The organism is Pseudomonas sp. NFPP28, from assembly GCF_900115535.1.
Classification (GTDB): domain Bacteria; phylum Pseudomonadota; class Gammaproteobacteria; order Pseudomonadales; family Pseudomonadaceae; genus Aquipseudomonas; species Aquipseudomonas extremorientalis.
Genome location: NZ_FOWT01000014.1, coordinates 22378 through 47056 on the forward strand (window position 1 = coordinate 22378; position 24679 = coordinate 47056).

Annotated in this window: 24 protein-coding genes; 6 read left to right on the forward strand and 18 right to left on the reverse strand. The window is 63.5% G+C overall.

Going from position 1 to position 24679, the window contains the following annotated elements:
- Window positions 1-5: 5 nt before the first annotated feature.
- The 15 genes from urtE to BM110_RS28695 form a co-directional block, all read right to left on the reverse strand.
- Window positions 6-704, reverse strand: a complete 699-nt coding sequence (urtE, locus tag BM110_RS28625) for an urea ABC transporter ATP-binding subunit UrtE (protein WP_071491627.1) — start codon at window positions 702-704, stop codon at window positions 6-8.
- 45 nt (window positions 705-749) lie between these two features.
- Window positions 750-1583 (reverse strand): urea ABC transporter ATP-binding protein UrtD, encoded by an 834-nt coding sequence (gene urtD, locus BM110_RS28630; RefSeq protein ID WP_175538874.1) that lies wholly within the window; start codon window positions 1581-1583, stop codon window positions 750-752.
- Complete coding sequence (urtC, locus tag BM110_RS28635; RefSeq protein WP_093514633.1) at window positions 1580-2647, reverse strand: urea ABC transporter permease subunit UrtC; 1068 nt, start codon at window positions 2645-2647, stop codon at window positions 1580-1582. Before urtC ends, urtD begins: the two co-directional genes overlap by 4 nt.
- Window positions 2647-4149: an urea ABC transporter permease subunit UrtB gene (urtB, locus tag BM110_RS28640; RefSeq protein WP_093514634.1), complete on the reverse strand. Its 1503-nt coding sequence runs from the start codon at window positions 4147-4149 to the stop codon at window positions 2647-2649. Before urtB ends, urtC begins: the two co-directional genes overlap by 1 nt.
- Window positions 4150-4295: 146 nt before the next feature.
- Window positions 4296-5561 (reverse strand): urea ABC transporter substrate-binding protein, encoded by a 1266-nt coding sequence (gene urtA, locus BM110_RS28645; RefSeq protein WP_093128435.1) that lies wholly within the window; start codon window positions 5559-5561, stop codon window positions 4296-4298.
- A 187-nt stretch (window positions 5562-5748) separates the two neighbouring features.
- Window positions 5749-6759, reverse strand: coding sequence for a FecCD family ABC transporter permease (locus tag BM110_RS28650; protein WP_093514635.1), 1011 nt, complete (start codon window positions 6757-6759; stop codon window positions 5749-5751).
- On the reverse strand, window positions 6756-7703 hold the full coding sequence (locus BM110_RS28655; protein ID WP_093514636.1) for an ABC transporter substrate-binding protein: 948 nt from the start codon (window positions 7701-7703) through the stop codon (window positions 6756-6758). Before BM110_RS28655 ends, BM110_RS28650 begins: the two co-directional genes overlap by 4 nt.
- Complete coding sequence (locus BM110_RS28660) at window positions 7700-8488, reverse strand: ABC transporter ATP-binding protein (protein WP_093514637.1); 789 nt, start codon at window positions 8486-8488, stop codon at window positions 7700-7702. Before BM110_RS28660 ends, BM110_RS28655 begins: the two co-directional genes overlap by 4 nt.
- On the reverse strand, window positions 8488-10596 hold the full coding sequence (locus BM110_RS28665) for a TonB-dependent receptor (protein WP_093514638.1): 2109 nt from the start codon (window positions 10594-10596) through the stop codon (window positions 8488-8490). Before BM110_RS28665 ends, BM110_RS28660 begins: the two co-directional genes overlap by 1 nt.
- Window positions 10597-10747: 151 nt before the next feature.
- On the reverse strand, window positions 10748-12130 hold the full coding sequence (locus BM110_RS28670; RefSeq protein WP_093514639.1) for a PepSY-associated TM helix domain-containing protein: 1383 nt from the start codon (window positions 12128-12130) through the stop codon (window positions 10748-10750).
- Between the two features lie 125 nt (window positions 12131-12255).
- The gene (locus tag BM110_RS28675) at window positions 12256-14325 is read right to left on the reverse strand and encodes a TonB-dependent copper receptor (protein ID WP_093514640.1); all 2070 of its coding nucleotides are present in this window, start codon (window positions 14323-14325) and stop codon (window positions 12256-12258) included.
- Between the two features lie 93 nt (window positions 14326-14418).
- The gene (locus BM110_RS28680) at window positions 14419-14808 is read right to left on the reverse strand and encodes a DUF2946 domain-containing protein (protein ID WP_093514641.1); all 390 of its coding nucleotides are present in this window, start codon (window positions 14806-14808) and stop codon (window positions 14419-14421) included.
- A gap of 11 nt (window positions 14809-14819) precedes the next feature.
- The gene (locus BM110_RS28685) at window positions 14820-15302 is read right to left on the reverse strand and encodes a copper chaperone PCu(A)C (protein WP_093514642.1); all 483 of its coding nucleotides are present in this window, start codon (window positions 15300-15302) and stop codon (window positions 14820-14822) included.
- Between the two features lie 47 nt (window positions 15303-15349).
- Complete coding sequence (locus BM110_RS28690; RefSeq protein ID WP_093514643.1) at window positions 15350-15745, reverse strand: DUF2946 domain-containing protein; 396 nt, start codon at window positions 15743-15745, stop codon at window positions 15350-15352.
- A gap of 275 nt (window positions 15746-16020) precedes the next feature.
- Entirely contained in the window at window positions 16021-16314 is a 294-nt protein-coding gene (locus BM110_RS28695) for a hypothetical protein (RefSeq protein WP_092249918.1), read from the reverse strand.
- 101 nt (window positions 16315-16415) lie between these two features.
- Between BM110_RS28695 and BM110_RS28700 the strand changes: the two genes are divergently transcribed.
- A complete protein-coding gene (locus tag BM110_RS28700) occupies window positions 16416-16622 on the forward strand; it encodes a DUF6124 family protein (protein ID WP_093514644.1) in 207 nt (68 codons plus the stop codon).
- A gap of 118 nt (window positions 16623-16740) precedes the next feature.
- Here the strand turns inward: BM110_RS28700 and BM110_RS28705 are convergent, their stop codons facing one another.
- Both BM110_RS28705 and cbiE read right to left on the reverse strand, forming a co-directional pair.
- The gene (locus tag BM110_RS28705) at window positions 16741-17460 is read right to left on the reverse strand and encodes a cobalt-precorrin-6A reductase (RefSeq protein ID WP_093514645.1); all 720 of its coding nucleotides are present in this window, start codon (window positions 17458-17460) and stop codon (window positions 16741-16743) included.
- On the reverse strand, window positions 17457-18662 hold the full coding sequence (cbiE, locus tag BM110_RS28710; protein ID WP_093514646.1) for a precorrin-6y C5,15-methyltransferase (decarboxylating) subunit CbiE: 1206 nt from the start codon (window positions 18660-18662) through the stop codon (window positions 17457-17459). Before cbiE ends, BM110_RS28705 begins: the two co-directional genes overlap by 4 nt.
- 38 nt (window positions 18663-18700) lie before the next feature.
- Here cbiE and cobG point away from each other — a divergent pair, with 38 nt between their 5' ends.
- The 5 genes from cobG (at window position 18701) to BM110_RS28735 (ending at window position 24050) form a co-directional block, all read left to right on the forward strand.
- Window positions 18701-20047, forward strand: a complete 1347-nt coding sequence (gene cobG / locus BM110_RS28715; RefSeq protein ID WP_093514647.1) for a precorrin-3B synthase — start codon at window positions 18701-18703, stop codon at window positions 20045-20047.
- The gene (locus tag BM110_RS28720) at window positions 20040-20666 is read left to right on the forward strand and encodes a precorrin-8X methylmutase (protein WP_071491608.1); all 627 of its coding nucleotides are present in this window, start codon (window positions 20040-20042) and stop codon (window positions 20664-20666) included. Before cobG ends, BM110_RS28720 begins: the two co-directional genes overlap by 8 nt.
- Entirely contained in the window at window positions 20666-21397 is a 732-nt protein-coding gene (locus BM110_RS28725; RefSeq protein ID WP_071491607.1) for a precorrin-2 C(20)-methyltransferase, read from the forward strand. The genes BM110_RS28720 and BM110_RS28725 overlap by 1 nt, the downstream gene beginning before the upstream one ends.
- Entirely contained in the window at window positions 21397-23034 is a 1638-nt protein-coding gene (gene cobJ / locus BM110_RS28730; RefSeq protein ID WP_093514648.1) for a precorrin-3B C(17)-methyltransferase, read from the forward strand. Before BM110_RS28725 ends, cobJ begins: the two co-directional genes overlap by 1 nt.
- A gap of 236 nt (window positions 23035-23270) precedes the next feature.
- Window positions 23271-24050 carry a hypothetical protein gene (locus BM110_RS28735; RefSeq protein ID WP_092249936.1) on the forward strand — a complete coding sequence of 260 codons (780 nt, stop codon included), beginning with the start codon at window positions 23271-23273 and terminating at the stop codon, window positions 24048-24050.
- Here BM110_RS28735 and BM110_RS28740 read toward each other — a convergent pair.
- Complete coding sequence (locus BM110_RS28740) at window positions 24047-24643, reverse strand: MarC family protein (RefSeq protein ID WP_003171467.1); 597 nt, start codon at window positions 24641-24643, stop codon at window positions 24047-24049. The two genes, BM110_RS28735 and BM110_RS28740, sit on opposite strands and share 4 nt — an antisense overlap.
- Between the last annotated feature and the right edge of the window lie 36 nt (window positions 24644-24679).

Sequence of the window (24679 nt, forward strand, 5' to 3'; positions counted from 1 at the left end):
GCGGCTCAGATCGTCACCAGGCCGCGCACGCCCTCGCTTTCCATCTGGTCTCCGCGCCCCTGCTGCACGATCTCGCCCCGGGACATCACCAGGTACTGGTCGGCCAGCTCGGCGGCGAAATCGTAGAACTGCTCCACCAGCAGGATCGCCATGTCACCGCGTGCGGCGAGCTTCTGGATCACCGCGCCGATTTCCTTGATCACCGAAGGCTGGATGCCTTCGGTGGGCTCATCGAGGATCAACAGGCGCGGCCGGCTGGCCAGGGCCCGGCCGATGGCCAATTGTTGTTGCTGGCCACCGGACAAGTCGCCGCCGCGCCGGTGTTTCATTTGCAGCAACACCGGGAACAATTCGTAGATAAAGGCCGGCACCTCCCTGGCCTCCTTCGCGCCAAAACGCGACAGCCCCATCAGCAGGTTTTCTTCCACCGTCAGCCGGCCAAAGATTTCCCGGCCCTGGGGTACGTAGGCGATACCGGCGTGCACCCGCTGGTGCGGCTTGAACGCCGTGATGGCCCGGCCTTCCCAGGTCACCGCGCCTTCCTTGGCCGGCAACAGGCCCATCAGGCACTTGAGCAAGGTGGTCTTGCCCACGCCGTTGCGCCCGAGCAGGCAGGTGACTTCGCCGACCTTCACATCAAAGGACAGCCCGCGCAGGATGTGGCTACCGCCGTAGTATTGGTGCAGCTTGTCGACTTGCAGCATTCTCAAACCTCCTTAGATCCCACATAAAGCAAGCCAGTGTCCTGGTCAGCGACCGAGGTAAACCTCGATCACCCGCTCGTTTTCCTGCACCTGCTCCAGCGACCCTTCGGCCAGCACGCTGCCCTGGTGCAGCACGGTCACGTGGTCGGCAATCGAGCCGACAAAACTCATGTCGTGCTCCACCACCATCAGCGAATGCTTGCCCGCCAGGCGCTTGAACAGTTCGGCGGTGAACTCGGTCTCGGCGTCGGTCATCCCCGCCACCGGTTCGTCCAGCAGCAACAGTTGCGGGTCCTGCATCAGCAGCATGCCGATTTCCAGGAACTGCTTCTGGCCGTGGGACAGCAACCCGGCCTGGCGCGGTGCGCAGGCGGTCAGGCGGATGGTGTCGAGCACTTCATCGATGCGGTCTTTCTGTTCGCCGCTCAGGCGTGCGCGCAGGCTGGCCCACACCGATTTGTCGGTCTTCTGCGCCAGCTCCAGGTTTTCGAACACGCTCAAGGCCTCGAACACCGTGGGTTTCTGGAACTTGCGACCGATGCCGGCCTGGGCGATCTGCACTTCGCTCATGCCGGTCAGGTCGAGGTTTTCGCCAAACCAGGCGGTGCCGTGGCTGGGGCGGGTCTTGCCGGTGATCACGTCCATCAGCGTGGTCTTGCCCGCACCGTTGGGGCCGATGATGCAGCGCAGTTCGCCGACGCCGATGTACAGGTTCAGGTCGTTGAGGGCCTTGAAGCCATCAAAGCTCACGCTGATGTCTTCCAGGGTCAGGATGGTGCCGTGGCGGGTGTTCAGGCCCTTGCCGGCCGCCTGGCCAAGGCCGATGGCATCGCGGCCGCTGCCCGCATCGAAAATGGGTTCCAGCATGACGTTCCTCATTTCTTCAACAGGCCGATAACGCCCTTGGGCAGGTACAGGGTGACGAGGATGAACAGCGCCCCGAGGAAGAACAGCCAGTACTCCGGGAAGGCCACGGTGAACCAGCTCTTCATGCCATTGACCACGCCAGCGCCGAGCAATGGGCCGATCAGCGTGCCGCGCCCGCCCAGGGCCACCCACACGGCGGCTTCGATGGAGTTGGTCGGCGACATTTCGCTGGGGTTGATAATGCCCAACTGCGGCACATACAGCGCCCCGGCCAAACCACACAACACCGCGCTCAACACCCACACGAACAGCTTGAAACCACGCGGGTCGTAGCCGCAGAACATCAGGCGGTTCTCGGCATCGCGCAGCGCGGTCAGCACCCGGCCGAACTTGCTCTGCGCCAGGCGCCAGCCGATGTACAGGCTGGCCACCAGCAAGGCGACGGTGGCGACAAACAGCACCGCCCGCGTGCCCGGCTCGGTAATGCCAAACCCGAGGATGCTGCGGAAATTGGTGAAGCCGTTGTTGCCGCCAAAGCCGGTCTCGTTGCGGAAAAACAGCAGCATGCCGGCGAAGGTCAGGGCCTGGGTCATGATCGAGAAGTACACGCCCTTGATCCGCGAACGGAAGGCGAAGAAGCCGAACACCAGCGCCAGCAACCCCGGCGCGAGCACCACCAGGCACAAGGCCCAGAGGAAGTGTTCGGTGCCCACCCAGTACCACGGCAGTTCGGTCCACGACAGGAAGGTCATGAACGCCGGTAGCTCATCGCCGGCGGCCTGGCGCATCAGGTACATGCCCATGGCATAACCGCCCAGCGCAAAGAACAGGCCGTGGCCGAGGGACAGCATGCCCGCGTAGCCCCACACCAGGTCGAGGGCGAGGGCGACGATGGCGTAGCAGAGGATCTTGCCCACCAGGGTCAAGGTATAGGCCGAGACATGAAAGAGATTGTCCGGCGGCAACAGCGACAGCAGCGGCAGCGCGAGCAGCACCGCGAGGATCATCGCGCCGAGGGCAATCGTCAGCTTGGGGCCGGCCTTTTGCGTGGCCGTGAGCATCAATGGCTGGTTCATCAGTCGATCACCCGTCCTTTCAGTGCGAAGAGTCCCTGCGGGCGTTTCTGGATAAACAGAATGATCAGCGCGAGGATCAGGATCTTGCCGAGCACGGCACCGATCTGCGGTTCCAGGATTTTGTTGGCGATGCCCAGGCCGAACGCCGCCGTGACGCTGCCGGCCAACTGACCGACGCCGCCAAGCACCACCACCAGGAACGAGTCGATGATGTAGCTCTGGCCCAGGTCCGGGCCGACGTTGCCGATCTGGCTCAGAGCGACCCCGCCCAGACCTGCAATACCCGAACCCAGGCCAAACGCGAGCATGTCCACGCGCCCGGTGGGCACGCCGCAGCAGGCGGCCATGTTGCGGTTCTGGGTGACCGCCCGCACGTTGAGGCCCAGGCGGGTCTTGTTCAGCAGCAACCAGGTCAGCAGTACCACGCACAGCGCAAAGGCGATGATCACGATGCGGTTGTACGGCAGCACCAGGTTGGGCAGCACCTGGATACCACCGGACAACCACGCCGGGTTGGACACCTCGACGTTCTGCGCGCCGAACACCAGGCGCACCAGTTGGATCAGCATCAGGCTGATGCCCCAGGTCGCCAGCAGGGTTTCCAGGGGCCGCCCGTAGAGGTGACGGATCACCGTGCGCTCCAGGGCCATGCCGATGGCGGCGGTGACGAAGAACGCCACCGGCAGCGCGACCAATGGGTAGAACTCGATGGCCGCCGGTACGTAGCGTTGCATCAGCAGTTGCACCACGTAGGTGGAGTAGGCACCCAGCATCAGCATCTCGCCGTGGGCCATATTGATCACGCCCAGCAGGCCGAAGGTGATCGCCAGGCCCAGGGCCGCGAGCAGCAGGATCGAACCCAGGGACATGCCGCTGAAGGCTTGCCCGAGCAGTTCGCCGATCATCAATTTGCGCTTGACCTGGGCCAGGCTGGTTTCGGCGGCGGTATGCACGGCGGCATCGCTTTCAACGCCCGGCGCAAGCAGGGCTTCCAGGCGCGTGCGGGCCAACGGGTCGCCGGTACTGCCGAGCAAACGCACGGCATTCAGGCGAATGGCCGGGTCGGTGTCGACCAGTTGCAGGTTGGCCAGTGCCAGGCTGAGGGCGCTGTGCACCTGCTCATCGGTTTCCGTGGCGACTTGCTGGTCGAGGAATTTCAACTGCGCGGGTTGCGCGCTTTTCTGCAAGGTCTTCGCGGCGGCCAGACGCACCTTGGGGTCGGCGGCGAGCAGTTGCTGGCTGGCCTGCACGTTATCGATCAGGCCGCGCAGGCGGTTGTTCAGGCGTACGGTCCTGGTCTCACCGTTGACGGTGAGCTGACCTTGTTGCAGGGCGTCCACCAGCTCGATGCGCGCCGGGTCAGGCTGGGCGGCCCAGTCCTGGAGCAGTTTGGCTTGTTGGGTGGGGTTGGCGGACAGGAAGTCTTCGGCGTCGCTGGCGTGTGCGGCCAAAGGCAGCAACAGCAGCAAAGCCAGTAAACAGCGGTAGAGGGCAGTGGGCATAAACAAATGTCCTGATCACGCGCGGACAAGCTTGATGTGGGAGGGGGGCTTGCCCCCGATGGCGGTGGGTCAGTCAGCACATGCAGAGCCTGACACTCAGCTATCGGGGGCAAGCCCCCTCCCACATTGTTATCTGCGCTTGGGGCTTAGTTACTTTTCACCGCATAGTCCGGCTTCTTGTCATTGCCGGGGATGTACGGGCTCCACGGTTGTGCGCGGATCGGCTCCTGGGTCTGCCACACCACCGAGAACTGCCCATCGGCCTGGATCTCGCCGATCATCACCGGCTTGTGCAGGTGGTGGTTGGTCTTGTCCATGGTCAGGGTAAAGCCCGATGGCGCGGCAAAGGTCTGGCCGGCCAGGGCTTCGCGCACTTTGTCGACATCGGTGGACTTGGCTTTCTCGGCAGCCTGCGCCCACATGTGGATGCCCACGTAGGTGGCTTCCATCGGGTCGTTGGTCACGGCTTTATCCGCGCCCGGCAGGTTGTGTTTCTTGGCGTAGGCTTTCCAGTCGGCCACGAACTTCTTGTTCACCGGGTTCTCCACCGACTGGAAGTAGTTCCAGGCCGCCAGGTTGCCCACCAGGGGCTTGGTGTCGATACCACGCAATTCTTCTTCGCCCACCGAGAACGCCACCACCGGTACATCGGTGGCTTTCAGCCCCTGGTTGGCCAGCTCTTTGTAGAACGGCACGTTGGAGTCGCCGTTCACGGTGGAGATCACCGCGGTCTTGCCGCCGGCGGAGAACTTCTTGATGTTGGCGACGATGGTCTGGTAGTCGCTGTGCCCGAACGGGGTGTAGACCTCTTCGATGTCCTTATCCGCGACGCCCTTGGAGTGCAGGAACGAGCGCAGGATTTTGTTGGTGGTGCGCGGGTACACGTAGTCGGTGCCCAGCAGGAAGAAGCGCTTGGCCGCACCGCCTTCTTCGCTCATCAGGTACTCCACCGCCGGGATCGCCTGCTGGTTGGGCGCCGCGCCGGTATAGAACACGTTCGGCGACATCTCTTCGCCTTCGTATTGCACCGGGTAGAACAGCAGGCCGTTGAGTTCTTCGAACACCGGCAACACCGATTTGCGCGACACCGAAGTCCAGCAGCCGAACACCACGGCGACCTTGTCCTGGGTCAGCAACTGGCGGCCCTTCTCGGCGAACAGCGGCCAGTTGGACGCCGGGTCGACCACCACCGGTTCGAGCATCTTGCCGTTCACGCCGCCCTTGGCGTTGATCTCGTCAATGGTCATCAGCGCCATGTCTTTGAGCGAGGTTTCGGAGATCGCCATGGTGCCGGACAACGAGTGCAGGATGCCGACCTTGATGGTCTCGGCGGCCTGGATCGTCCAGGTCATGCCCATGGCGGCAATGGACGCCGAAAGAGTGAAAGCCTTGATCAAGCTACGACGCTTCATGGTGCGATCTCCGTGAACTCAAGATTGTTATGAGAGGGACAAAGTCGAGGAGGTGATTGCAAGCGCTGTGCCTAGTCGGGAAAAGGCATGAAATAGTCGCCTGGCCGCGTGTTGCGCTCGGGTTGCGCACCATCAAATGGCAGGGCTGCGTGCCAGGTGCATCGCTATGCGCTACAACGGGGCGCGGTCAGCGCTTGCGCATCAGCCCGATGAAAAACACCCCGCCAATCGCCGCCGTGGCCACGCCGATGGGCAGGTCTTCAGGGGCGATCAGCGTGCGGGCGGCCACGTCGACCCAGACCAGGAACAGACTGCCCAGCAGCACGCAGATCGGCAGCAGGCGGCGATGCTCGGCACCGACGAGACGCCGAGCGATGTGCGGCACCATCAGCCCTACAAAACCGATGGAGCCGCTGATGGACACCAGCACACCGGTCATCAATGAGGCCACCAGGAACACCTTCAGCCGCACGGTGCGGGCGTTCAGGCCGAGGGTCACGGCGGTCTGTTCGCCGGCCATCAGCGCGTTCAACGGGCGTGCCATGCCCAGCAGCACCAGAAGTCCCAGCAGTACCGTCAGCGCCGGAATCGCCAGCAGCTCCCAGCGCGCCAGGCCGAGGCCGCCGAGCATCCAGAACATCACCGCCGAGGCGGCGCGATGGTCGCCCATGAACAGCAGCAGATTGGCCGCCGCCATCATCACAAAGGACACCGCCACACCGCACAGCAACAGACGATCGCTTTCCAGGCGACCGTTGCGACTGGCCACGGCCAACACCACCAGCATGCTCGCCAAAGCTCCGACAAACGCGGCGATGGGCAAGGTCAGCAGGCCGATGACTTCGCCCACATGCAGCACCACGATCACCGCGCCCAGGGTGGCGCCGGACGTGACACCAAGCAGGTGCGGATCGGCCAGCGGGTTGCGCGTGACTGCCTGCAACACCGCGCCGATCAACGCCAGCCCGGCGCCCACCAGCGCGCCGAGCAGCATGCGCGGTACACGGATCAGCCACACGATATGTTCCTGCCCGGCCGGCCAATTCACTTCACCGATGCCGAGCGCTTTGTACAGCAGGATGCGCCACACGACGTCCACTGGCACCCGTGCCGGGCCGAAGCCCAGCGAGAGCACGCAGGAGACCAGCAGCACCGCGCCAAGCGTGGCGAGCAGCAGCCCATAGCGACGGGTGATCATTCGCCGTGGAACCCCTTGGCCAGGGTTTCCACCGCCAGCACGTTGTCGATACCCGGCGTGGCCTGCACGTAAGGGATCACGATAAAGCGCTGGTTGCGGATCGCATCCACCGCTTGCAGCGCCGGGTTGTTGAGCAGGAATTGCTCCTTCTGCTCGGCAGTGACTTCGCTGTAGTCGACGATCACGATCACCTGCGGGTTGCGCTCCACCACGGTCTCCCAGTTGACGCGGGTCCAACTGGCGTCGATGTCATCGAGAATGTTGCGCCCGCCCGCCGCGTCGATCAGCGCCTGGGGCATGCCCAGGCGGCCGGAGGTCATGGCGCGGTCTTCACCGCTGTCGTAGAGGAACACCCGGGGCTTGTCGGCGGGCAGGTCCTGTTGCACCTCGGCGACCTGCGCCTGCCTCTGCGCGATCAAGGCATTGGCGCGGTCCTGCACATCGAAAATCCTGCCCAGGTTGCGCAGGTCGTTATAAGTGTCTTCCAGGGTCGCGGCCGGGCGCTTCATCACGAAGGCGCAGGATTCGGTCAGCTCATACACGTTGATGCCCAAGGGTTGCAGCGTGCTTGGCGTGAGGTCGCCGCCCACGCGCATGCCGTAGTCCCAGCCGGCGAAGAAGAAATCCACATTGGCGTTGAGCAGGGTTTCCACCGAGGGATACTTGCTCGCCAGCTCCGGCAGGCCGTCGAGCAGCCCGGCCATTTCCGGCGTGACCGACTTCCAGCCGGTAACGCCGCTGTAACCGGCCATGCTCGGCTTGAGGCCGAGGGCGAGCATCATCTGGGTCATGTTGATGTCGTGGCTGACCGCGTGTTTCGGCGCTTCCTGGAAGGTCACGTCGCGGTTGCAGCTCTTGATGGTCACCGGGTAGTGGGTCGCTTCGGCGAGTGCCCCGGTGGCATTGAACAACAAGGTAGTGGCAAGCAGCGAACGCAGGATCATGGTTGGGTTATCCAGGTGATTCGGGGGTAGCCGGACAGCGGGTGGGGATCGATCAACGCTTCGACGCCAAACACATCGCGCAGCAGTTCGCGGGTCAGCACCTCATGGGGCGTGCCGCTGGCGACGATGCGCCCGTGGTTGATCACATACAGGCGATCGCAGAAGGCGGCGGCCAGGTTGAGGTCGTGAATGCTCGCCAGGGTGCCGATGTGCAGGCGCTTGACCAGCCGCAGCAGCTCCAGTTGGTAGCGCGGGTCGAGGTGGTTGGTCGGCTCGTCGAGGATCAGCAGCTGCGGTTGTTGGGCCAGGGCGCGGGCCAGGATCACACGTTGCTTTTCACCCCCGGACAGGGTGGCGAAAGCGTGATCCTCGAAGCCGTGCATGCCGACTGACGCCAGCACCCGTTGGATCAACTGCCGGTCGTGCAGCGTGTCGCCGTCGAACAGGCCCTTGTGCGGCGTACGGCCCATGGCGACCACTTCATCGACGCGCAGGCCGAACGCATCCGGGAACTCCTGCAGCACCACGGCAATGCGTTGCGCGCACCACTTCGAACTCTGTTTCCACACGTTCTGATGGTCGAGCAACACGTCGCCGCACGCCGGTTTGCTGAACCGGTAGGCGCAGCGCAACAGGCTGGTCTTGCCGCTGCCGTTAGGCCCGATCAGGCCGACGAACTCTCCCGCACCGACTTGCAGGCTGGCGTCACGCAGTTGGAACTGGTGATGACAATGGTCATGCCCCGGCGGGGTCCAGGCCAGGTCGCTGAGGGTGAGTGCGGTCATCAGAAGGTGTAGTCCGCCGTGACAAAAAACGAGCGTGGTTCGCCGAGGATCCACTGCTGGCCGTCGTTGTATTGGCTGACGGCGTAGGTGCGGTCGAACAGGTTGTTCAACTGCAGGCCCAGGGTGGTGTTGCGCAGGGCTTTCCACGACACGGTGGCATCGACCACGGTGTAGCTGGGCAACTCATTCTGGTTGGCCATGTCGGCATAACGTGCATCCACATAACGCACACCGGCACCGGCGCGGATATCGTCGGTCACCGCCTTGCTCAGCCACAGGTTGGCGGTGCGACGTGGGACGTCCACCGGGCGGTTGCCGTCGCGGGACACTTGCACGCCGTTGACGTCCTGTTTGAAGTCGTCGTACTGCGCATGCACGATGGCCGCGTTGGCTTGCAGTTGCCAGGCGTGGGGCAGTTGCAGGTCGAGGCTGGCTTCCAGGCCACGGGAGGATTGTTGGCCGACTTGCTGCTGCAGGCTCGGATTGCCCGGCACGTCGGTGAGCAGTTTCTTTTTGACGATGTGATACGCCGCCAATGTCCATTCGCCGCGCTGATCCCAGAAGGCCTGTTTGATGCCGATCTCGGTCTGCCTGGCCGTGGACAGGTCGAACTGCTGCTGGCCCGGGCTCAGGGAAATCAGGCCACCGACGCCGTCGGTGCTGGTGGCGTACTGGCCATAGACCGAGGTGTCGGGCGTGATCGCGTAGACCAGGCCCGCCTTCCAGTTATTGCCGGTAAGGGTCTTGTCGGACTGGCTGCCGGTGCGCAGGTCATCACGGTCGATGTGCGCGTAGTCGCGGCGGATGCCGGTGATCAGCGACAGTTGGTCGGTGAGCTGCAGGCGGTTTTCCGCGAAGCCGGCGACGGTTTTGGTGGTGCTGGCGAACAGCGGCTTGAACGGGTCGTTGCTGGCGAACTGGCCCGGCGCGGGGTGGTTCACGTCGATGGGTTGGCCGCTGGCAAACGTGTCGGTAAACGGCGAGTTACTGGCCAGGCGGAAGCGGATACGGTTGTATTCCACGCCGGTCACGGTCTGGCTGTCGAGGCCGAACAGGCTGTGCTTGAAGGTGAAGGTCTGGCGGTCGCCCACCTGTTCCTGGTTGTGCTTGATGCCATAGTTGCCGCTGCGGGTCAGTTGGCCGCCGATGAAGTTGTAGTTCTCCGCGTTCTGCCAGCGACGCTGGTTTTTCAGGTAATACAGCTCGTTGGTGGCGCTGACGCTGTCGTTGATCTGCCACTCGCTGGTCAGGCGTGTCCACTGGTCGTTGTAGTGCTGGGTGTCGTTGCTGACGTTGTAGTTCTTGTTGCGCAGGCCCTTGTGCAACTGGCCGTTGATCAGCGGTGTGCCGAAGTAGTTCTGCGGGCGCTGGTCGCCGTAGTCGCTGGCGAAAGTGAAGCTCAGGTTGTCTGCCGCCTGCCAGCGCAGGGCACCGCTGACGAAGTCGCTGCTGGAGTCGCCGCGGTCGATGAATCCGTTGCTGCGCAGGCGATTGAGGTTCAGGCGGTAGCTCAGGGTGTCGGTCAGCGAGCCGCCGCTGTCCAGGGCTTGTTGCTGGCGATCATACGAGCCGTAGCCGAGGTGGATGTGGTTTTCGATCTCGCCTTCGAAAGGCTTTTTCGGCACGGTGTTGATCACCGCACCGGTGGCGCCTTCGCCGTACAGCACCGAGGCCGGGCCGCGCAGTACGTCGACGCGCTCCACCGACCAGGTGTCCACCGGGAAGGTCGAGGTGCCCATGCCCATGTACATGCGGTTGCCGTCATACAACTGCATCACCGAGCCCTGGCCGGTAAAACCCCGGGCCGACAACGAGGTGCCGCCGTCGCCCGGCGTGCCGGTGCGGCTGATGCCGGTGGCGCGGGAAATCGCGTCCTGCACACTGGCGTCGCCGCGTTCGCGGATCTGCACGCCGGTCTGGCTCTCGACGCTGCCGGGGGTTTGCAGGGCGCTGAGGTTCAGGCGCGAACCGGCGGTGGTCGGGGTCTTGAGGTCGACGTGGTCATCGTCCACGGCAGGTGCAGTGACGGGGCTGGCGGGCAGGGTCAGGGCCTGGGCGCTGGTATGCAGGGCGAGCAGGCACAGGCCGGACGCGAGGTACTTGTTCATCGGACGAAAAAGTCTTCTTGAAGGCAGTGCTCGCCGCTGGGCGCGGCGAGCTGGAGTAAGCAGTAAGTGTTATAAGTTAACACTTACTGCGGCGTGGGCGAAAGCCCGCGTAAGACTACATAACGCCTCTATGTAGGGCATCTCGCCGACTTCATGTCGAACCTGAGGCAGATTCACGTTGTGCGAACAGCCGCGACAACACCAGGCGGTCCAGCACCCACACCACGATCAACGACGCACCCACCAGCGGGAAAATGATCGCCAGCCCGAACATGATCACCATCGCGGTTTTCCACTTCGGCAGGTCGTGGCGCAGCGGCGGCACGCCCAGCCCGCCCACCGGACGACGTTTCCACCAGATCACCACGCCGCTGACCGCGCTCAGCAGGATCATCAGGCAGATCAGCAGCACGATCAGCTGATTGACCCAGCCGAACATCTTGCCTTCGTGCAGCATCACGCCGGTCTCGGTGGCGCGCGCCACCAGGTTGTAATGCTCCCAGCGCACATCGGCGAGGACCTTGCCGGTGTACTGGTCGACGTGCAGGGTAGCGTCGTTGCGTGGGTCGTTGGCGAACACCGCGACGGTGAACACACCTTCGGCGGTGGTGGGGAAGGTGATGCTGTAGCCGGGCTCGACGTGGCGTGCGTTGGCCAGGTCGACCACCTGTTGCAGGCGCACCGTGGGTGCAGCGGGACCGGCGTGCATGGCGCCGTGGTTCATGTGCTCGGCGTGGTCGCCGGACATCGGCATCGGCGTGTTCTCCATGGCCCAGGGCACGGTCTGTTGGCTGGCGGTATTGAGGCTGCGCGCCTGCTGGTCGGACTGCGGCACGTTGTTCCACATCGCCGCTGGAAAGCGATTCCATAGCTCGGCGTACTGCTTGCCCCAGAAGCCGGTCCAGGTCATGCCGCTGAGCAGCATCACCAGCAACAGCGAGGCGCCCCAGAAACCGGTGACCGCATGCAGGTCGCGCCAGAACACCCGGCCACGGGTGGTGAAGCGTGGCCATAGAACACCGGCTGATGATTTGCCGCGCGGCCACCACAGGTACAGGCCCGACACCACCAGCATAACGCCCCAACCGGCGGCGAGTTCTACAAGACGGTCGCCGACCGTGCCGATCATCAGCTCGCCGTGCAGGGCGCGGGCGATGGCTTGCAGGTTGTATTTGGCATCCTGCTCGCCGAGGACCGTGCCGCGATAGGGGTCGACAAAGACCGTCACTTCGCGGCCGTCCTGATGCGTCACGAATTGCGCGCTGCTGGTGGCGTCGGCGGGGGGCAGGTATTTGCTGATCGCGGCCTTGGGGTAGGCCGCCTGGGCGCGTTGCAGTTGCTCGTCGGCGCTCAGGGCGTGCGCGGCGCTCTGCACCTTGAGCAGGTCGCCGTACATCAGCGGGTCGAGCTGGGGTTTGAACAGGTAGATGATGCCGGTCAGGGCCAGCAGCACCATGAAAGGGGCGACGAAGAGCCCGGCGTAGAAGTGCCAGCGCCAGGCCAGGTTGTAGAAGGATATTTTTTGAGTGCTCATCATTGGGCTCCGCAAGGCTTTGAATTTTTTGTGTCTGGTCGGCCGTCATCGGGGGCAAGCCCCCTCCCACATTTGATGGTGTTCACAACATCAAAAGTGTGGGAGGGCGCTTGCCCGCGATGCTCTTAGAAGCTCATGTCGACTTTGGTCCAGAGTGTTCGGCCTGGCTCCTTGATGGCTTGCGGGTCACTCGCCGGGTAGCCGAACCCGGCGTTACCGGCCAGGTTCAGGTGCTCGGCATAGGCCTTGCCGAACAGGTTGTCGACGCCGGTGCTGACCTTGAAGTGCTTGTTGATGCGGTACGCCGCATTCAGCGAGAACACGCCAAAGCCGCCGCTCTTGTCGAAGTCCTTGCCGACCACATTGCCTTTGTTCTGGTCGATGCGGTTCTGCGCCGCGACCACGCGCCACAACGCACCGGCGCTCCAGTCGTCTTCGCTGTAGGTCAGGCCCAGTCGTGCATCCAGCGGCGGCATCTGCGGCAGCGCCTTGCCGTCGCTGCTGTTTTTGCCCCAGGCATAGGCGAGGGTGGCGTCGGCTTTCCAGTTGCGGGTGAGCTTGTAGGCCGCGCCCAATTCGCCGCCCACGATGCGCGCGTCGACGTTGCGGGCCTGGGAGGTGGTGCCCATCATGCCGGGCCTGTAGTCGAACAGGATGAAGTCCTGCACCCGGCCGACGTAACCCGAGGCCCAGGCTTCAAGGTCGTCGGCTTTGTATTGCGCGCCGAAGTCGAGCTGGGTGGTTTTCTCCGGCTTCACGCCGTCGAAGGCATTCACCGAACCGACCGCGCCGGTGTTGGGGGAAAACAGCTCCCAGTAATCCGGGAAGCGCTCCGAGTGGCCCAGGCCGGCGTAGAGGGTGGTGGGGCTGTCGGCCAGGTCGTGTTCATACCGCACGAAGCCCGAGGGCAACGTGTCGGCGCGGGTGTCGTCGGCGGTCGGGTTGGGGCGGGTCATCATCCCCGAGCCGCTGGTCTGGCGCAGATCCTTGGCCGAAACGCGGTCCAGCCGCGCACCGGTGATCAGGCGATCGCGGTCGGCGGCGTACCAGGTCAGTTCGCCGAACGCGCCGTAGTTGTGGAAGTTGGCGTCCTTGACCCGGGGCAAGTCCTTGTAGGTGTCGATGCCCATGCTGCTGCGCTGGCGGTGTTCGTTGGTCTGCGCGTCCAGGCCGCCGATCAGTTGCACATCGGCCCAGCGCCAGGTGGCCTTGATACGTGCGCCGAGGGTGCGTCGGTCGACGTTGGACGCCATGGGCCCCGCCATCATGCCGGTGCCGGATGGCGTGCGCAGGCTGTAGTTGTCCATCACGTGGTCGGCGTAGTTGTAATAGACCTGGGCCTCGACCTTATCCAGCACCTCGCCGATGTTGGACTTTTCAAAGCGCAGCCCCAGGCTCTCGCGCAGGAACTGCGAACCGTCCATACCGCGCCCGGCATAACGCGCCTCGCCATCGCCACGGCCGGCGGTGAGTTCCAGCAGGGTGTCGGCGTCGGGGGTGAAGCCGACCGCCACATTGCCATTCCATTTGTCATAGCGCGAGGCGACGGTGTCGTTGTTGCCGTCCTTGTAGTCATCGGCGTGGGCCTGGTTGCCGATCACCCGCACGTAGCCCAGTGGCCCGCCGGCAGCAGCGTCGATGACCTTGTCGAAGCGCCCGTTGGAACCGGCCAGCACACTGGCGTTGAGACGTGTGCCGAGTTCGCCGAACTGCTCCGGCTCGCGCTCGAACAGAATGGTGCCGGCCGATGCGCCCGGGCCCCAGAGCACGGTTTGCGGGCCTTTGATCACGGTGAGCTTGTCGTAGGTCTCGGGCGAGATGTACGAGGTGGGGGCGTCCATGCGGCCGGGGCAGGCGCCGAGCATCATGCTGCCGTTGGTGAGGATGTTCAGGCGTGAGCCGAACATGCCGCGCAGCACCGGGTCGCCATTGGTGCCGCCATTGCGCACCAGGGCGAAGCCGGGGATGGTCTTGAGGTAGTCTCCGCCATCGCTGGCGGGCACCGGTTGGCGTGGGTCTTTCGGGTTGGTGATAACGGTCAGCGGTGAGCTGGGGGCGATTGCCGTGATCACGGTGGGCGTCAGCTCATGTTCGGCGTGGTCATCGGCCTGAGCGTGAGGGGCAAGCAGCGCGCCGCACAGGGCAGCGAGCACAGGGGTATATCCCATACGGGAGTCAGCAGGAAACCTGGACATGACACATTCCATCTAGCAATCGTAAACAACACGGCCAGCAGCCTGCGGCTGTCTGTCTAAAGTCGGCCGGTGTGAAGTAACGGTGTTAAGTGCCTACGAAGCGATGGGCGGCGCGCGGCTGCGGGCGCCGGGGAAGATGCTCTGCCGGGCATGGCCCAGGCGTGTGGCGGGGGTGAGGGCGCTGGCGGGCGGCGGGCTGCTCAGGGTGAGGATTGAAACGCCGCCGGGCAGGGCGGGGCAGCTATAGAGCAGGTCGCAATAGCCGCACTTGGACCAGAGGGCGTGGTGTTCGTCAGGCGCCTTGGGGTGATGGGAGGCGCCGTGGTCCATCGGCATGTCCATCGACATACCGGCGTGATGGTCCATCGGCATCGCTTGGGAAATCAGCGGACCGATAAAGATCATCAGCATGGCGAACAGGCTGATCCAACTGCCGCGCTTCATACGCGAATGTGGAGACAACCTGGCGCGAGGGGCGCCCATCGAGTGTCAGCCTATTGGGCGTGCTTGTGCTCGTGGGTGGCCATCGGCGGCACTTTCTGCACCGACACTTCCACCTCGACCTTGCTGGCTTTTTCGAAGGTGAGGGTCAGCGGGAATTGCTTGCCGTCGGCAAGCAGGCTGCGGTCCTTGAGGCCCAGCAGCATCACGTGATACGCCATGGGCGCGAAGGTCAGCTCGCCCTTGGCCGGTACGGCGACGCTGGGCACCTGCTGCATCTTCATCAGGTCGCCCTGCATTACATGCTCATGCAGCTCGGCCTTTTCCGCCACGGGGGTGTCGACACTGAGCAGGCGGTCCGGGCTTTCTCCGGTGTTGTGAATCACAAAGTACGCCGCGACGGTTGGCGCATTCGGTGGCAATTCCTGGGACCAGGGATCGCTGACCAGCAGGTCGCCGGCCTTGTAGTCATCGGCATTGGCAGCACTGAACACCGGCAGCAACAACGCAGCCAGAAGCAGGGAAGATTTGAGCATGGCAGTTCTCCAGAACGGTTCTAAACGCAGTTCACTTGCGAAGAAGATCAAGCCGTTGGAGAGGCGCGGGGGTTGAGGCTTGGCCATTGCTGACGCGGGGGCGGGCTGTGCAGCCGGGGCGGCGGCAAGCGCTGTGAAGTATTGAATTGGGTGAGATACAACTGCGGCACATGCCCCGGCAACGCCACCAACGGTGCCGAGCCCGAGCAACACCAGCAATGCTGCATGGTGGAATGATCGTCCTGCTGCGGCGCCGGGATCTCCAGCTTGCCCAGGGCGATGGTCTTGAGGCTTGCGCCATTTGAGGAACAGAAACTGCCCCACAGCAATTGCCGGACCGGATCGCTGGACTGCTGCATCGCGCTGGCCATCGGCATGGCAAAGGCATTGAACAGCACTGCAAGGCAGGCGATCCAGGCAATTGCAAAGCGTTGACGGGGCATGGCGGACAATCCGTAGGGTTAAACGATCAGGCGGGTATTTAGCCTGATCGGTGGGGATAAGTAAAAAGGGGCGGTGTGGTTTGGTGTCGCAGTGACTGGTTTGAGGATAGACGGGGAATCGAGTGGATGCCGATCTTCAAAGCTGCACAGTTCAAATGTGGGAGGGCTGGTGCAACGATTCACTTGCCACCGCTAGCGCCAGCCCAGCCAACAAACCAGTGGCTGACACACCGCCATCGGGGGCAAGCCCCCTCCCACATTTTGCCAGTGTTCGGCTATCGCTTGGTGTTGAGCCTGCGGGTTGCGCGAGCAATGTCGTCTCTCCCTATTTTGATCAAAGAACCATCGCCTGGGTCCTCTTCGATGCAGGCTTCGAGGAAAGCATCCATATATTCTTGCGTTAGGAGATAGTCAGCGGCGTCGAAACGAGTGAATCCTGTCTTTCTGTCAGGGAGGTATTGGGCCTTTTCCAGCCATTGGTTTAATCGCGCTGCTACTTCAGGTTCATCCGATTTCAGGGCTTCGGCTTCAACGCTGAGTGCGTCCGCAAACTCGGAATTTGCGATCATGTGTTCGATAATCGTCTGTTCGGCAGGTCGAGTTGAGGGTGGCTTACAGATCTTGTCAGTAATGGCGAGCCCTCAGGGATGGACCCGTCCGGCTTTTCACCGTGTCCGATGGAATCAGCAGTGAAGACCTTTTGGTCAACCTCAGCGAAACCCTGGCCTCAGCCAATGCGCTGAGTTGTGACATTGCCTTCAACCTGGAAGGCGCGCCACGCGAAGCATTGCTCGGCGTCGCGCAGTTGATTGAGCTGGCGCAGTTGCTTGCGGAGCGTGTACACGATGCTGCCGGGCCAACGAAAAGCGCTGCGTGATGATGCCGTTCTAAATGTGGGAGGGGGCTTGCCCCCGATGGCGATGGACCCGTCACAGATGTTTAGACTGATACACCGTAATCGGGGCAAGCCCCCTCCCACACTGAATCGATGGTGTTTAGAGAGTGGCGATTGCCTGTAGTACCGCAGGCACAGTAGTGAATTCTCGATCTACCATCGCCAACACCGGCCGCTTCAACACCAACACCGGCACCCCGCGCTCCCGTGCCACCTCCAACTTCGGCTCCGTTGCCGTGCTCCCGCTGTTCTTGCTGATCAGCACATCAATGCCGCGCCGCTCGAACAACGCACGCTCATCCGCAATCAAAAACGGCCCGCGCGCGCCAATCACTTCACACCGCGCATTCCCCGGGTACACATCCAGTGCGCGCAGCGTCCAGAACTGCTCCGGCGGGATTTCATCCAGATGCTGCAACGGCTCGCGGCCCAAGGTGAACAGCGGGCGTTTGAAGGGCTTCAACGCTTCAATCAACGAAGCCCAATCACTCACCGCACGCCAGTCATCCCCCATCTGCGGCTGCCACGCCGGTCGGCGCAATGCCCAGCAAGGCACGCCGCACGCGCGCGCAGCTTCGGCGGCATTGCGGCTGATCTGCGCGGCATATGGATGGGTCGCGTCGACAATCAGCCCAATCCCTTCATCCCGAACAAATCGCGCCAAGCCCTCGGCACCACCATAACCACCGACTCGCACCTGACAGGTCAGGTCGGTGGGCACACGTCCAACCCCGGCCAGGCTGTAGATATGTTCCGGGCCCAGCGTACGAGCAATGGCCAGCGCTTCAGTCACGCCACCCAACAGCAGGATGCGTTTCATAGCGGCTTGACCACTTCCAGCAAGGTAATCGGCAACGCCTGGCGCCACGTATCGAATTCCCCCAACGGCTGCGCCTGCGCCACGTGGATGCGCGTCAGTTCGCCGCCATGCTGGGCACGCCAGTTCATCAGGGTCATTTCGCTTTGCAGGGTCACGGCATTGGCCACCAGCCGACCACCGGGGCGCAGGTGTTGCCAGCAGGTATCGAGCACGCCGTTGCGGGTGACGCCGCCGCCGATGAAGATGGCGTCCGGGGCTTCCAGGCCGCTCAACGCCTCGGGCGCCTTGCCGCGAACCAGTTGCAGCCCGGGCACGCCAAGGGCGTCGCGGTTGTGTTCGATCAGGCCTTGGCGACCTTCATCGGCTTCAATCGCCAACGCGCGGCAGCTTGGGTGCGTACGCATCCACTCGATACCGATGGAACCGCTGCCCGCGCCCACGTCCCACAGCAACTCACCGGGCATGGGGGCCAGGCGGGCGAGGGTCATGGCGCGCACATCGCGCTTGGTCAGTTGGCCGTCGTGCTTGAAGGCTGAGTCGGGCAGGCCTGCCAGGCGCGACAGGCGCGGTGTTGCCCCAGAGGCGACGCAGTCGATGGCGAGCAGATTCAAATCGGCGACGCAGGCGTGCTGCCACTCATCCGCCATACCTTCCACACGCCGCTCATCCCTGCCGCCCAAGTGCTCGAACACGCTCAACCGGCTCTGGCCGAAACCGGACTGCGCCAATAACGAGGCAATCAAGCCAGGACTGCGACCGTCATTGCTCAGCACCAACAAGCGCACGCCACTGGCCAGGTGCGCGTTGATCGCGGCCAACGGTCGGGCCACCACGGACAACGTCACCACGTCCTGCAACGGCCAGCCCAACCGCGCCGCCGCCAGGGACACCGACGAGGGCGCCGGTAAAATCAGCAACTCTTCAGCGGGCACTTGCCGTGCCAGGCTGGCCCCCACGCCATAGAACATCGGATCGCCGCTGGCCAGCACGCACACCGGCTCGCCGCGCCGCGCCAGCACCGGTTCCAGGGAAAACGGGCTCGGCCACACCTGGCGCTCGCCACGGATACACACCGGCAACAGGTCCAACTGGCGCTGGCCGCCTATAATCCGCGTGGCGTGCAACAGGGCATGCCGGGCGTTCCTGCCCAGTCCCTTGAAGCCGTCTTCTCCGATGCCTACAACCGTCAGCCAGGGCGACATATGAATTCCTTGAACGACATCCGACGGGCAGGCTTTTCATGCCGCCGGACAAAGCAGGCATAATACCGCGCCTTTACCCACCAACCGGTAGCCCCGTGAACCCAACGCCCGCTGTGAATACTTTGCGCCCCTCGGCTTGTCCGGGGTTGCTGCGCATTGTCCAGGCGTTGGACGGCGGCATTTGCCGGATCAAGTTGGCCGGTGGTTCGATCAGTGCTACACAAGCCCATGCCGTGGCGGACGCGGCCCAGGCCCATGCGGGCGGGGTGATCGAGGCGACCAACCGGGCCAACCTGCAGATTCGCGGGATCGGTGCCCAAGAGCAGGCATTGATCGCCCTGCTACTGGCCGCAGGCCTGGGTCCCGACAATGCCGCCGGCGACGATGTACGCAACCTGATGCTCAGCCCCAGCGCCGGGATCGACCCGCAGATGCTGTTCGACACCCGCCCGTTGGCTGAGCAGATTCTCGCCACCCTGCAAAACCATCCCCGTTTCCATGAACTGTCGGCCAAGTTCGCCGTACAACTGGATGGCGGCGAAGCCCTGGCGATGCTCGAACATCACCACGACCTGTGGCTGTCGGCCTTTATCCGCAATGGCCAGACGCTCCTCGCCTTTGGCCTGGCCGGTTGCCCGGGGCTGGATGCGCCGCTGGCCGCCGTGCCGCTCGAGCAGGGGCATGCGCTGGTGGTGGCCGTGCTGGAGGCGTTCCTCGAAATGGCCAGCCCGGAACAAACCCGCATGCGGCATTTGGCTGTGGATAACTTGCTGGGGCATCTGCGCCTGCCATTGCTGTCGGCTGAAGGCTTCAAACGCCCGCCCAGCGGGGCTTTGCTGCACCTCGGCACTTATCCACAGGTTCAAAGGAATCAGTTCTACGTCGCCGTCATCGCACCCTTGGGGCGCCTGGACGCGACGATGCTCAAAGGCGCCGCACACCTGGCCAGTGAGTACGGCGACGGCACCTTGCGCTTCACCCCTTGGCAAGGCGTGCTGTTGCCCAACATCGAAAAACCGCACGCCGTGACCGAGCGCCTGGCGCAACTGGGCTTCCTTTGCTCCATCGACCAACCCCTGGCGCGCATGACCGCCTGCACGGGTTCCAGCGGTTGCGGCAAGGCCCTGGCCGACACCAAGGCTGACGCCGTGCAACTGGCTGCGCTGAACCCCGGCCATGACGTGCATCTGTCCGGCTGCCCCCGTTCCTGTGCCGCCGCGCATGTCGCGCCGGTCACCTTGCTGGCGGTGAGCCCCGGCCACTACGACCTCTATTTCCGCGAGGCAGCCCAGCCCGGTTTCGGCCGGCTGCACGCGCGCACCCTTTCCATTGAAGCGGCGGGCGCCCTGTTGCGCGCTCGTCCACGGAGCAACACCGATGATTGATTACATCCGCGACGGTCAGGAGATCTATCGCAACTCCTTCGCCATTATTCGCGCGGAAGCCAGGTTGGAGCGCATTCCGGCCGACCTGGAGAAACTCGCGGTGCGGGTGATTCATGCGTGCGGCATGGTCGAGGCCATCGACGGCCTGCAGTTTTCCGAAGGCGCGGGCAAGGCCGGGCGCGATGCGTTGGCCGCTGGCGCGCCGATCCTGTGTGATGCGCGGATGGTTTCCGAGGGTGTGACCCGTGCGCGCCTGCCGGCCAATAACCCGGTGATCTGCACCCTGCGCGACGACAGCGTGCCGGAGCTGGCGCGTGAACTGGGCAACACCCGTTCCGCCGCCGCGCTGGAGCTGTGGCGCCCGCATCTGGAAGGCAGCGTAGTAGTGATCGGCAATGCGCCGACCGCGTTGTTCTACCTGCTGGAAATGCTCGATGCCGGTGCGCCTAAACCTGCCTTGATCCTTGGCTTCCCGGTCGGGTTTGTCGGCGCCGCCGAATCCAAGGCGATGCTGGCGGCGGACAGCCGTGGCGTGCCGTTCGTGATCATGCAGGGCCGCCTGGGCGGCAGCGCGATGGCCGCCGCTGCGGTGAATGCCCTGGCCACGGAGGTCGAATAATGCCGGCACGCGGACGTTTGATCGGCCTGGGCGTAGGCCCCGGCGACCCGGAACTGATCACCCTCAAGGCCCTGCGCCTGCTGCGCGAATCGCCGGTGGTGGCGTACTTCGTGGCCAAGGGCAAGAAGGGCAATGCCTTCGGCATCATCGAAGATCACCTGGTGCCGCAACAGACCTTGATGCCGCTGGTGTACCCGGTGACCACCGAGGTACTGCCGGCGCCGATGTCCTATGAGCAGGTGATCAGCGATTTCTACGACGCTGCCAGTGTCGACGTTGCCGCGCACCTGGATGCCGGTCGCGATGTGGCGGTGATCTGCGAAGGCGACCCGTTCTTCTACGGTTCCTACATGTATCTGCATGACCGACTTGCCGAACGCTACGAAGCGCAAGTCATCCCCGGCGTGTGCTCGATGCTCGGCGGCGCCTCGGTGTTGGGGGCGCCGCTGGTGTATCGCAACCAGAGCCTGTCGGTGCTTTCGGGCGTGTTGCCCCATGAGGACCTGAAGCGCCGCCTGGCGGACGCCGACGCGGCGGTGATCATGAAGCTGGGGCGCAACTTCCCGAAAGTGCGCCTGGTGCTCGAAGAACTCGGCCTGGCCGAGCGTGCCCTCTATGTGGAGCGCGCCACGATGGCCAACCAGAAGATCGTGCCGCTGGATCAGGTCGACCCGGCATCTTCGCCCTATTTCTCGCTGATCATCGTGCCGGGTGAAAGGTGGCAAGGTTGATGAGCCCGTCGATTGTCATTCTGGGCCAGGGCAGCCTGGCCACCGCGCGCAGGATCCAACAGGTTTATCCCGAGGCGCTGATCCACGGTCTTGCCGGACGCGTTGAAGGTGCTGACCAGGCCTACAGCGAGTTCGGCACGACCCTGCGCCAGTTGTACCAGCAAGGCACGCCGCTGATTGCGCTGTGCGCGGCCGGTATCGTGATCCGCACCCTGGCGCCGCTGCTGCTGGAAAAAGGCGAAGAGCCGGCCGTGCTGGCCGTGGCTGAAGACGGCAGCGCCGTAGTGCCGTTGCTGGGGGGCCTTGGCGGTGTAAACGTCATGGCGCGCGAAATTGCTGCCGCGTTGAATGTGGCCGCTGCGATCACCACCAGTGGCGAACTGCGTTTTGGCACCTGCCTGCTCAACCCGCCGCAGGGCTACGAGCTGGCCGACCTGGAGTTGGGCAAGCGTTTCGTTTCCGACTTGCTGGCCGGTGAAAACGTGCGCATCGAAGGCGCAGCGCCTTGGCTGGACCAAGCCAACTTGCCGCAGGACCCACAAGCGCGCCTGGCGATTCATGTCGGCAGTGCCGAGCGCCAACCCACCGCCAATGAATTGCTGATCTACCCGAAGACCGTCAGTGTGACCTGCAAACCCGGCGCGCAATTGGCCGAGCGTGTACGCACGGCGTTGCATGAAGCGGGTCTGGCCGTGCAATCCCTGGCGTGCCTGCTGGCCAGCGAAACGCAGATGGCCGAAGCGTCGCTGCATGAGGCGGCATTGGCGCTGGGTGTGCCGTTGCGTTTTACCAGCGTTTGCCAGGACGCCGATATCGTGGTCAGCGTGGCTGAACAGCCGCTGGAGTTGTCGCAGATTGGTCGTGTTCGTGGCCGCCTTGCCGTGATCGGCCTTGGCCCCGGTGCCGCCGAGTTGATGGTGCCTGCGGTGAAGGCTGAGTTGGCGCGTTGCACCGATGTGCTGGGTTACGAAACCTATGTGCGCATGGCCGGCCCGTTCCGCGATGATCAAGTGCAACACTGCACCGATAACCGCGAAGAAATGCAGCGGGCCCGCCACGCCTTCGAGCTGGCGGCCCAAGGTCGCTCGGTGGTGGTGGTGTCCTCCGGTGACCCGGGTGTGTTCGCTATGGCGGCTGCGGTGATCGAGGCGCTGCACGAATCCAGCGATCCGGCCTGGCATCAGGTCGACCTGGAAATCCTGCCCGGGGTCTCGGCCAGCCTGGCCACTGCCGCCCAGGCGGGCGCACCGCTGGGCCATGACTTCTGCGTGATGTCGCTGTCGGATAACCTCAAACCCTGGTCGATCATCGAAAAACGCCTGGACCTCGCGTCCCAGGCCGACCTGGCCTTGGCGTTCTACAACCCGATCTCGCGTGCGCGGCCGTGGCAACTGGGGCGCGCCCTGGAAATCGTCGCTCTGCATCGCACGCCGCAAACGCCGGTGGTGCTGGGCCGCGATATCGGTCGCCCGGGGCAGACCCTGCGTGTCACCACGCTGGGGCAACTGACGCCGGATCAAGTGGACATGCGCACCATGGTGTTGATCGGCTCGTCCACTACCTGCACATTTCCCCGTGCCGATGGTGGCGAATGGGTCTACACACCACGATGGTACGGTGAAAAACCCGCTTCCTGAAAACGGCCTGTCGGTTGCCTGAAAGCGCCGAATAGCCCAGGGATTTTTCTGGCGTTATTCGGCGTTTTTTCTTTTTTTTACAACGAAATATGGAGGCACGCCGGTCATGCCGCGTTATTGCTGGGCGTTACGGTTTAACGCCTTGCGCCAAGGGATGTTTATCGCCTGGAAAGCCCATCGGCCGGTGAACTAGGGTGGACACAAGCCCCACGTTGGGGTGCTTGTGGAGAATCAAAATGGAGCGACATCACAGACGGATCAACACGACAAAAAGGCGCAAGTTGATTGCTGCCTACAAATTACCGGGCGCGTCAGGCAAGCACGCAGCTGTACCGCTGGACACCGAAGATGACTTCAACGCAGCCGTGGTCAACAACGGCGTGATTTCGTTTGCCGAAGGCCTGTCGGGTCTGAAGCGAGAATATGTCCGTAAGAGTTATTTGCTGGCCAGCAGTTACGTCAGCGATGTATTGAAAATACACCGCGGTACCGAGGACTGGTACGACGAATTCATCAAGGTGATGGTCAGCCTGGGGTGGCTCCCGGTGCGCAGCAGCTTCGAACGGGTCTCACGTTCGGGCAAGGGGCTGACCGTGCAGCTGGCGGCGCTGAATCTTATTGCCACGCTGTTGGCTTCCACGTCCTTGTCCGCGCCGCTGCTGGGCATGCTGCCGAAACTGGCGGCCGATGCATTGGAGGCGTTGAAGCAGACGCCGGCGTCTTTTGAATTGTTCAAACGCAACAGCTCGGTGCACCAGGGCGGTGATTTCGGCCTGGCCTCTTGTGCCGAAATCGATGGCGAATTGACGATGGTGCTGGTGACCTACAGCACTCACGGCGTGAGCAAACAGACGGGGCTGCCCTTCCTGGAGTGGGACAGCTCCTCGTTCGAGGCCTTCAGCGGGCAGACGTGCCTGGTGCTCAATACCTCGGTGATCAATGAAAAGACGATCCAACTGATGCGCGAAAGCGCGGGCGACAAGGTACAACTGGCAATTGCCAAATACCGGATCTAGGGCACCAGGTAGCCGCGCACGCCGGTAAAGATGATTTGTGCGGCCAGGGCACACACGAACAATCCCATCAACCGACTGACAATCTGCAAGCCCTGGTCACCGAGGATGCGTTCGATACGGTTGGACAGGTACAGCACCACGCCCACCGTGAGGCTGGCCAGGGCGATGCTGAGGATAGCGGTAAGCTTGTCATCCCAGTGCGGTTGGCTGACGCCCATCACCAGCAGCGCACCGATGGTGCCGGGGCCGACCGTGAGGGGGATGGTCAGCGGCACGATGGTCACGTCCTGCTGCACGTTGTCGGTCTGCACCGCCGACTTGCCCTGGGCCATGCCCAGGGCGGAAATGAACAGCACACTGCCGGCGCCGATGCGGAAGGCGTCGACGGTGATGCCGAACACACTGAAAATCACCCGGCCGAACAGGTAGAGCAACACGCTCGAGACCAGGGTCGCCAGCGCCACTTTCCACGCCAGGCGCCGCCGCTCTTTGCTGGAATAACCACGGGTCAGGCTGATAAAGCAGGACAGCACGAAGAACGGGCTGTAGAGCACCAGCATTTTCAGGTAGACGCTGAATAACACGTGGAGCATGGGGGCGGCTCGCAGGAGGAAAGTGTGGAGAGTCTA